Annotated in this window: 8 protein-coding genes and 1 tRNA gene; 7 read left to right on the forward strand and 2 right to left on the reverse strand. The window is 67.9% G+C overall.

Going from position 1 to position 8,907, the window contains the following annotated elements:
* Positions 1-85 precede the first annotated feature (85 nt).
* Entirely contained in the window at positions 86-1,414 is a 1,329-nt protein-coding gene (locus LR948_RS13575; RefSeq protein WP_232754608.1) for a mechanosensitive ion channel family protein, read from the reverse strand.
* Positions 1,415-1,692: 278 nt separating this feature from the next.
* A complete protein-coding gene (locus LR948_RS18905) occupies positions 1,693-1,827 on the reverse strand; it encodes a hypothetical protein (RefSeq protein WP_255702993.1) in 135 nt (44 codons plus the stop codon).
* 350 nt (positions 1,828-2,177) lie between these two features.
* On the opposite strand from LR948_RS18905, the gene leuC reads away from it, so the two are divergent.
* The 7 genes from leuC to LR948_RS13610 all read left to right on the forward strand — a co-directional run bounded on the left by leuC (position 2,178) and on the right by LR948_RS13610 (position 8,778).
* The gene (gene leuC / locus LR948_RS13580) at positions 2,178-3,581 is read left to right on the forward strand and encodes a 3-isopropylmalate dehydratase large subunit (RefSeq protein ID WP_232754609.1); all 1,404 of its coding nucleotides are present in this window, start codon (positions 2,178-2,180) and stop codon (positions 3,579-3,581) included.
* A 37-nt stretch (positions 3,582-3,618) separates the two neighbouring features.
* The gene (gene leuD / locus LR948_RS13585) at positions 3,619-4,224 is read left to right on the forward strand and encodes a 3-isopropylmalate dehydratase small subunit (protein WP_232754610.1); all 606 of its coding nucleotides are present in this window, start codon (positions 3,619-3,621) and stop codon (positions 4,222-4,224) included.
* A gap of 274 nt (positions 4,225-4,498) precedes the next feature.
* Positions 4,499-5,332, forward strand: a complete 834-nt coding sequence (locus LR948_RS13590) for a hypothetical protein (protein ID WP_232754611.1) — start codon at positions 4,499-4,501, stop codon at positions 5,330-5,332.
* Positions 5,333-5,346: 14 nt separating this feature from the next.
* Positions 5,347-6,321 (forward strand): endonuclease/exonuclease/phosphatase family protein, encoded by a 975-nt coding sequence (locus LR948_RS13595; RefSeq protein WP_232754612.1) that lies wholly within the window; start codon positions 5,347-5,349, stop codon positions 6,319-6,321.
* 60 nt (positions 6,322-6,381) lie between these two features.
* Positions 6,382-7,485, forward strand: a complete 1,104-nt coding sequence (leuB, locus tag LR948_RS13600; protein WP_232754613.1) for a 3-isopropylmalate dehydrogenase — start codon at positions 6,382-6,384, stop codon at positions 7,483-7,485.
* 205 nt (positions 7,486-7,690) lie between these two features.
* Positions 7,691-8,656, forward strand: a complete 966-nt coding sequence (locus LR948_RS13605) for a DMT family transporter (RefSeq protein WP_232754614.1) — start codon at positions 7,691-7,693, stop codon at positions 8,654-8,656.
* Positions 8,657-8,701: 45 nt separating this feature from the next.
* Positions 8,702-8,778 (forward strand) — tRNA-Pro (locus LR948_RS13610).
* Positions 8,779-8,907 lie beyond the last annotated feature (129 nt).

The following is an 8,907-nucleotide window of genomic DNA, read 5'->3' on the forward strand; positions in this document are numbered from 1 at the left end:
GCCCCCCTCACCGGACGGGAGGCATCCGCCGCCCCCATCGCCTGCCCAGGGCGCTCTCCCCCAGGGCCAAAACAGCCCAGCCCCCCTAATCCACCGCCCGCGTTGCCAGCTCGGAGCCCTCCAGCACCCGAACCTCGCGCTGAGGGAAGGGGATGGAGATCCCGTGCTCCTGGAAGGCGTCCCAGAGCGCCAGGTAGACATTGCCGCGGATGTTGGTCAGCCCGCCGGTGGGGTCGCGGATCCAGAACCGCAGGATGTAGTCGACCGAACTGTCTCCGAAGCCGACGATATGGCAAACGGGCGGCCGGTCGGCGAGCACCCGGTTGGTCGCGGCGGCGGCCTCCACGGCGATCCGGCGCACCTTGTGCGGGTCGTCGCCGTAGGCGGTGCCGAAATGGATATCGAGCCGGACGAAATCGTTGGAATGCGACCAGTTCACCACCTGCCCGGTGATCAGGTCCTCGTTGGGGATCAGGTATTCCTTGCCGTCCCGCGTGGTGATCGAGACGTAGCGCGCGCCCAGCGAATTGATCCAGCCGAAGGTCTCGCCGAGCGAGATCACGTCGCCGGGCTTGATCGACTTGTCGAGGAGGATGATCACGCCTGACACCAGGTTCGAGACCACCTTCTGCAGCCCGAAGCCGAGGCCCACGCCGATCGCGCCCGAAAGCACCGCAAGCCCGGTCAGATCCACGCCGACGAGCTTTAGCGCCACGAAGAAGGCGGCACCGTAAAGCAGCACCTGAAGGAATTTCACCGCCAGGACCTGCATCGAGGGCGAGATGTCCTGGTTGGTGCGGATCCGCGCCGCCGAGACCGTTGCGGCGAAGCGCGCCAGCGTCACCAGCGCGATCAGCAGGACCAGCGCCTGCAGGATCAGCCAGAGCGTCAGCCGCCCCTCGCCGAAGCTCACCCCGATGGAATCGAGCGCCTGCCGCGCGGCCTCGGTCAGGTTCAGGATCGACAGGGTGACCCAGGTCCAGGCGCCGTAGCGCACCAGGCTGCGCATCACCGGGTTGCCGATCAGCCGGGTCGCCACGGCGATGAAGACCCAGGCGGTGGCCAGTTCCGCGAAGATGCCCAGCAGGTAGGAGCGCGAGGGCCAGGTCACCTCGCGCATGAGCCAGACCGTGGCCCAGAGCAGGAGCGCGAAGAACAGCATGCGGATGCGCCGCTGCAAGAGCACCAGGATCCGCATCCGCCATTTTGCCACGCCCTCGAGCCCGCGCATCCAGCCGTGCACGCGCGGCGCGACCATGCGCGAGGCCAGGTGCGCCGCGGCGAAAAGCGCCAGCGCGATGACGATCTGGTAGAGGTTCCAGGGCCGCATTAGCCCCGCGAGGAAAAGCTCGCCCTGGGCAAGGAGGCTCTCGAGGATTTGCCGCAGCTCGGCGGGGAGCGTCTCGGGGATCATCGGCGGGGCGCGGTCTCAATCATGCCCCGTATTCAATGCGCTGGCGGATCATTACGCAAGCCGCGCGGGCGGGGAGGGAAGCTGTGTCGCGCCAGGTGTGGCAGGGAGAAAATACACCTTGGCCGGGCAATAGACTCCGCGCGCGGTGGCATCAGCCCTCGCGCCGAAAGAGCAGGGCGGATCGCCAATTTTCAGGAATGGAAAAGGCCGGCAAGACAGCCCGGCGTCAAACACCGCGCAAGCCCGATCGCCTCAACACCCCGCCCGCCGCGCGCCGCTCATTCCGCGGCCAGGTCCTGCCGCAGCTCCAGCGCCTCGGGTCCGGCGTCGAGATGGCTGGTCCAGACGAAGAGCGCCGCCGCCACGAGGGTGGCGATCAGGCAGACATGCACGATGTTCAGCCAGCTTTGCACGGGCGGGGCTCCGGGTTCGGGACTGCGCAGACATAGACATTGGTCGCGGGGGCTCCAAGGGGCGCAAAGCCTCTGCGACGCTATCGCGCAGCGCCGCGCGGCCTTGCGGCAGGGGCGGCGAGGCGCTATTGCCATGCTCCATGGAACGCATCTTCGATATCGGCGATCGGACCCGCCTCAAGGAGCGGTTCTTCGGCGCGACCACCCACACGGTGCTCGCCCGCCTATGATGCGCGCGCGCCGCGCGGGGCCCGCGACGGGCGCCGCCGGCCAAGGCCGCGCCGCTGCGCCGCCGTGATCGACATCCGATTTTCGACTACAATCGCCAATATATCGCGGGGAGACCCCCAATGGCCGGAAAGACCCTCTACGACAAGATCTGGGACGCCCATGTCGTCCATGAAGCCGAGGACGGCACCACGCATCTCTATATCGACCGCCATCTCGTGCACGAGGTGACGAGCCCGCAGGCCTTCGAGGGCCTGCGCATGTCGGGCCGGAGCGTGCGCGCGCCCGAGAAGACCATCGCCGTGCCGGACCACAACGTGCCGACCACCGAAGGGCGCGACAAGGTCATCGAGAACGCCGAAAGCCGCATCCAGGTCGAGGCGCTCGACAAGAACGCCAAGGAGTTCGGGGTGCACTACTACCCGGTCTCCGACATCCGCCAGGGCATCGTGCATATCATCGGTCCCGAGCAGGGCTGGACCCTTCCCGGCATGACCATCGTCTGCGGCGACAGCCACACCGCCACCCATGGCGCCTTCGGGGCGCTGGCCCATGGCATCGGCACCTCCGAGGTCGAGCATGTGCTCGCGACCCAGACGCTGATCCAGTCGAAGTCGAAGAACATGAAGGTGGAGATCACCGGCAAGCTCTCGCCCGGGGTGACCGCCAAGGACATCGTGCTGTCGATCATCGGCAAGACCGGTACCGCCGGCGGCACCGGCTACGTGATCGAATACTGCGGCGAGGCGATCCAGGCGCTTTCCATGGAAGGCCGCATGACGATCTGCAACATGGCGATCGAAGGCGGCGCCCGCGCCGGCCTGATCGCGCCGGACCAGACCACCTTCGACTACGTGCAGGGCCGTCCGCATGCGCCCAAGGGCGCCCAGTGGGAAGCGGCCATGGCCTGGTGGAAGACGCTTTACTCCGACGATGACGCGCATTGGGACAAGGTCGTCACCATCGCCGGCGAGGACATCGCGCCGGTCGTCACCTGGGGCACCTCGCCCGAGGACGCCCTGCCGATCGACGCCGAGGTGCCGGATCCGTCCAGCTTTGCCGGCGGCAAGGTCGAGGCGGCCAAGCGCTCGCTCGACTACATGGGCCTGAAGCCGGGCACCAAGCTCTCCGAGATCGAGATCGACACGGTCTTCATCGGCTCCTGCACCAATGGCCGGATCGAGGACCTGCGCGAGGTCGCCAAGATCATGGAGGGCCGCCACGTCAAGGAGGGCATCCGCGCCATGATCGTGCCGGGCTCGGGCCTCGTGCGCGCCCAGGCCGAGGAAGAGGGCATCGCCCAGAAGCTGATCGACGCGGGCTTCGAATGGCGGCTCGCGGGCTGCTCCATGTGCCTCGGCATGAACCCCGACCAGCTGGCCCCGGGCGAGCGCTGCGCCTCGACCTCGAACCGCAACTTCGAGGGCCGGCAGGGCCGCGGCGGCCGCACCCACCTGATGAGCCCCGCGATGGCGGCGGCGGCGGCGGTCACCGGCCGTCTGACCGACGTCCGCGCGCTGAGCTGACTCCGGCGCATCGCGCTCCGGACAAGGAGAATAGGACATGGACAAGTTCGAAAAGATCACCGGGGTCGCGGCGCCCCTGCCGCTGGTGAATGTCGACACCGACATGATCATCCCCAAGCAGTTCCTGAAGACGATCAAGCGGTCGGGTCTCGGCGTGAACCTCTTCGACGAGATGCGCTACGACGACGACGGCAATGAGGTGCCCGACTTCGTGCTGAACAAGCCGCAATACCGCGAGGCCGAGGTGCTGGTCGCGGGCGAGAACTTCGGCTGCGGCTCCTCGCGCGAACATGCGCCCTGGGCGATCAAGGATTTCGGCATCCGCTGCGTCATCGCGCCGAGCTTCGCCGAGATCTTCTACAACAACTGCTTCAAGAACGGCATCCTGCCGATCCGCCTGCCGCAGGAGCAGGTGGACCTCTTGATGAAGGACGCCGAGAAGGGCCAGAACGCCCGGATGACCGTCGACCTCGAGGCGCAGACGGTGACCACTTCGGACGGGGAGGTCATCCCCTTCGAGGTCGATCCCTTCCGCAAGCACTGCCTGCTGGAGGGGCTCGACGACATCGCGCTGACCCTCGAGAAGGCCAGCGAGATCGACGCTTATGAATCCCGCGTCGCGCAGGAGCGTCCCTGGGTCTGATCCCGGCGCCTGCCTTTGACAAACTTCGAACGGCCGCGGCACCCGCCCGCGGCCGTTTTTGATGGGGCCTCACACGCGGCAGATGTATTTTGGCACCAGCCGGACCTCATTAAGGTCAGATTTGTCTGCAAAATCCGTCAGTGATCTTGAGCACTTGTCGGAAAGGCGGCAAGATTTGGGCAAAACTGAGGCACAGCGCCGCCAAAAGGCGGCCAAAGGTCGGGACAAGGGCGCGGCATCGCATCGCTCCCGCTCGGCGCATGAGGGCAGGTTCTTGATCGCACGCGTTTTCAGCGCGGGGCTGCGCGCCCTGCTTATGGCCTGGATCGTGGCCATGCCCGGGCTGCTTCTGCCCGGGGTGCCGGCCGAGGATTCGCAGATCTTCATGTTCGCGGCCTTTGTTGCCGGCGGGCTGACCTTCCTGGAATATTTCGGCTCCGCCCCGAGCTTCATCGAGTTCCGCGACGCGCCGCCCTTCAACCGCATGCGCTTCTTCGCGCTTTTTGCCATGCTGGTGCTTCTGACGCTGGTGGTGCGCCAGACCCATGCGCCGACCGCGGTCGGCTATGCCGCCGCCAACCTCGGCGCCAAGGTCGGCCATGCGATGGATTTCCCCTTCTCGCCTGTGCGGCTGGCGGTGCTGATCGCCCCGGAGACCGCGCCGCAGCCCTTTGTCGAGCTTCTGCGCGCGCTCGCCGGGCTGGCCTATCTGGTCGGGCTCTTCACGCTCTGCATCTTCGTGCCGCTGATCCGCATCCTCGGCTGGCCGATCCGCAAGAAGGCCTTCAACGTCTGGGTGAACCTGCCGCTTTTCGACCCGACGACCGGCGGCGACGTGGTCTACCGGCTGAAACGCGACGCCCATGTTAACGTGGCCTTAGGGTTCTTGCTGCCATTCCTGATCCCGGCCGTCCTGAAATCGCTCGACGGTCTGGGCATGGGCCTGCCGATCGGTGATCCGCAGGCGCTGATCTGGGTGATGACCGCATGGGCCTTTCTTCCGACCGCCCTGATCATGCGCGGCGTGGCGCTCTGGCGCGTGGTCGAGCTGATCGAGGAAAAGCGCCGCCGCGCCTATGCGCAGTCGGACGTCTTGCAGTCCGCCTGATCCTTGCCGCGATTTTGGCGCTGGGCCTCGCGCCCGCGCCGCTCGCGGCCGGTGATCCCCTCCGCATCGCGACCTGGCACGCGCCGCTGACCCGCAAGGGGCCGGGGCTGCTCCTGCGCGATCTCCTGCGCGGCGAAGCCCCCGATCTTGCCGCCATCACCCAGGGAATCGCCGCGCTCGATGCCGATGTGCTGCTGCTGACGGATGTGGACTACGACCACGGGCTGCGGGCGCTCACCGCGTTGAACGACAGCCTGGCTCGGCCCTATCCGCATCTCTTCGCGCTTCGGCCCAACACCGGCATGCCGACAGGGCGCGACCTCGACGGCAACGGCGCGCTGGGCGAGCCGCGCGATGCCCAGGGCTACGGCTGGTTCGCGGGCGAGGGCGGCATGGCGCTGCTCTCGCGCCTGCCGCCGGGGCCCGCGCGGGATCTCTCGGGGCTGCTTTGGGAGGACCTGCCCGGCACCCTCATGACGCCGGAGGATCCGGGCGCCGGGGTGCAGCGGCTCTCCAGCACCGGGCATTGGGTCGTGCCGCTGGCGCTGCCGGGCGGCGGGACGCTGACGCTTCTGGGGTTTCACGCCACGCCGCCGGTCTTCGACGGGCCCGAGGACCGCAACGGCAGGCGCAATCACGACGAGCTGGCGCTTTGGCTGCGCTTGCTGGAGGGCGCGCTGGAGGAGCCGCCGCCCGAAGGCCCGGTGGTCCTGATCGGCAATGCCAACCTCGATCCCGCGCGCGGCGAGGGGCGGCACGAGGCGATCCGCGCGCTCCTGACCCATCCGCGGCTTGTCGATCCGCTGCCCGGCCAGCCCACCGCGCTTTGGCAGGGTGGGCCCGGCCCGCTGCGCGTCAGCTATGTGCTGCCCGACGCGCGGCTGTCGCTCTTGCGCGCCGGTCTCGGCCCGATCCTGCCGGATGCCGGCCCGCATCGCGCCGTCTGGGTCAGCCTGAGAAGCCCCGGCCCCGAGCCCCCCGATTCTTGACGCCGCGGCGGGCTTTGCTTACCCGAAAGTGAACGCATTTTTCCGCAAAGGACGCCGCCCATGAGCACCCCCTCGCTTCTCATTCTGCCCGGTGACGGGATCGGCCCGGAAGTCATGGCCGAGGTCCGCAAGATCATCGACTGGTACGGGGCAAAGCGGGACCTGGCTTTTGAGGTCAGCGAGGATCTGGTCGGCGGCGCGGCCTACGACAAGCACGGCACGCCCCTGCACGACGACACCATGGCCCGCGCGCAAGAGGTCGACGCGGTGCTGCTCGGCGCCGTCGGCGGGCCGAAGTATGACGAGCTGGACTTCTCGGTGAAGCCCGAGCGCGGCCTCCTGCGCCTGCGCAAGGAGATGGACCTCTTCGCCAACCTGCGCCCCGCGCAGTGTTTCGACGCGCTGTCGCATTTCTCCTCGCTCAAGCAGGAGGTGGTCGCCGGGCTCGACATCATGATCGTCCGCGAGCTGACCTCGGGCGTCTACTTTGGCGAGCCGCGCGGCATCTTCGAAGAGGGCAACGAGCGCGTCGGCATCAACACCCAGCGCTACACCGAAAGCGAGATCGACCGCGTCGCGCGCTCGGCCTTCGAACTGGCCCGCAAGCGCGGCGGCAAGCTCTGCTCGATGGAGAAGGCCAACGTGATGGAATCGGGCATCCTCTGGCGCGAGGTGGTGAACCGCGTCGGCCAGGATTACCCGGACGTGGAGCTCAGCCACATGTATGCCGACGCCGGCGCCATGCAGCTGACCCGCTGGCCCAAGCAGTTCGACGTGATCGTGACCGACAACCTCTTCGGCGACCTGCTGTCGGACCTCGCCGCCATGCTGACCGGTTCGCTGGGCATGCTGCCCTCGGCCTCGCTCGGCGCGCCGATGGGGAACGGCCGGCCCAAGGCGCTTTACGAGCCGGTGCACGGCTCGGCGCCCGACATCGCGGGGCAGGGCAAGGCGAACCCGATCGCCTGCATCCTCTCCTTCGCCATGGCGCTGCGCTATTCCTTCGACAAGGGCGACGAGGCCGCCCGCCTCGAGCGCGCGGTCGAAGAAGTGCTCGCCGACGGGTTGCGCACCGCCGATCTGCTGGGCGAAGAGGGCGTCGCCCCCGTCTCCACCGCCGAGATGGGCGACGCGATTGTCGCAAAGCTCGAGGCCTCCCTCTGATCCCGGGCCGGCCGGCGGGTCCCCGCACCCGCCGGCCGCGGCCTACCCCGGTGCCCGATAGGCGCCCGCACCGCACCCCAGGTGCATCACCAGCGGCACCAGCCAGCCGGACCCCGCTTTCTCCGCGCCCCCGCCTTGAAGATCCCGCCGATCCGGGGTTCCTTGCGAAGCAGTGGCGCGGCGGGCGCGCCCGGAGGAGTGCGACATGGGACCGAACGCCAGGGGCGCGCTGATCGCGCTGACGGGTTTCGCGGCCTTCGCCACGCATGACCTGGTCGTCAAGGTGCTCGGCGGCGCCTACAGCCCGGTGCAGATCCTCTTCTTCAGCGTGCTTTTCGGCTTCCCGCTCATCAGCCTCATGCTGATCAGCGATTCCGAACCGGGCCACCTGCGCCCGGTGCACCCCTGGTGGGTGGCGCTGCGCACCGGCGCCGCGGTGGTCACCGGCGGCTCGGCTTTCTACGCCTTTTCCAACCTGCCGCTCGCCCAGGTCTATGCGATCATCTTCGCGGCACCTCTCTTCATCACCATCCTCGCGATCCCGATCCTCGGCGAACGCGTGCGCCTGCGCCGCTGGGCCGCCGTGATCGTCGGCCTGAGCGGGGTCATCGTGGTCCTGCGTCCCGGTACGACCGAGCTGACGCTTGCCCATATGGCCGCGCTCTTTGCCGCCTTCGGCAGTGCGCTCGCCTCGATCATCTCGCGCAAGATCGGGCAGGAAGAACGCACCGCGGTGCTGATCCTCTATCCGACGCTGGCGAATTTTGCCGTCATGGGCGCGCTCCTTCCTCTGGTCTATGTGCCCATGCCCGTGGCGGACCTGGCGCTGAACGCCGGCCTCGCGGTCCTGGGCTTCGCCGGCGCGGCCCTGATGATCTACGCCTATCGCGAGGGCGAGGCGGTGATCGTCGCCCCCATGCAGTATTCCCAGATCCTCTGGGCGGTGATCTTCGGCACGCTCCTTTTCGGCGAGAGCCTCGACCAGGCGACGATTCTGGGGGCGGCGATCATCATCGGTTCGGGCCTCTACATCGTGATCCGCGAAGGCCGGCCCGAGGCTTCGGCCAACCGCCCGGTCAGCCGCACACGCATGCGCTTCGAGACCGGCACCTGGCCCCGGATCGACGCGCTTCTGCGCCTCGCGCGGATCCGCGCGAAAAGCCGCGATTGACCTCTTGCCAAAGCCCCGCGCTTTGGATATCCGGCGCGGCACGGTCGGAGTGTAGCTCAGCCTGGTAGAGCACTGTCTTCGGGAGGCAGGGGTCGTAGGTTCGAATCCTGCCACTCCGACCAAAATTTCCCAAACATCTTAAGATTTCGCGAATGGCGGCCTGGTCGCCTGGCCTGCGCACAGCATCGTCTTGGCGTTGGCGTTGGCGTTGGCGTTGGCGTTGGCGTTGGCGTTGGCGTTGGCGTTGGCGT

It is taken from the genome of Roseivivax sp. GX 12232, assembly GCF_021272185.1.
Lineage (GTDB): Bacteria > Pseudomonadota > Alphaproteobacteria > Rhodobacterales > Rhodobacteraceae > Roseivivax.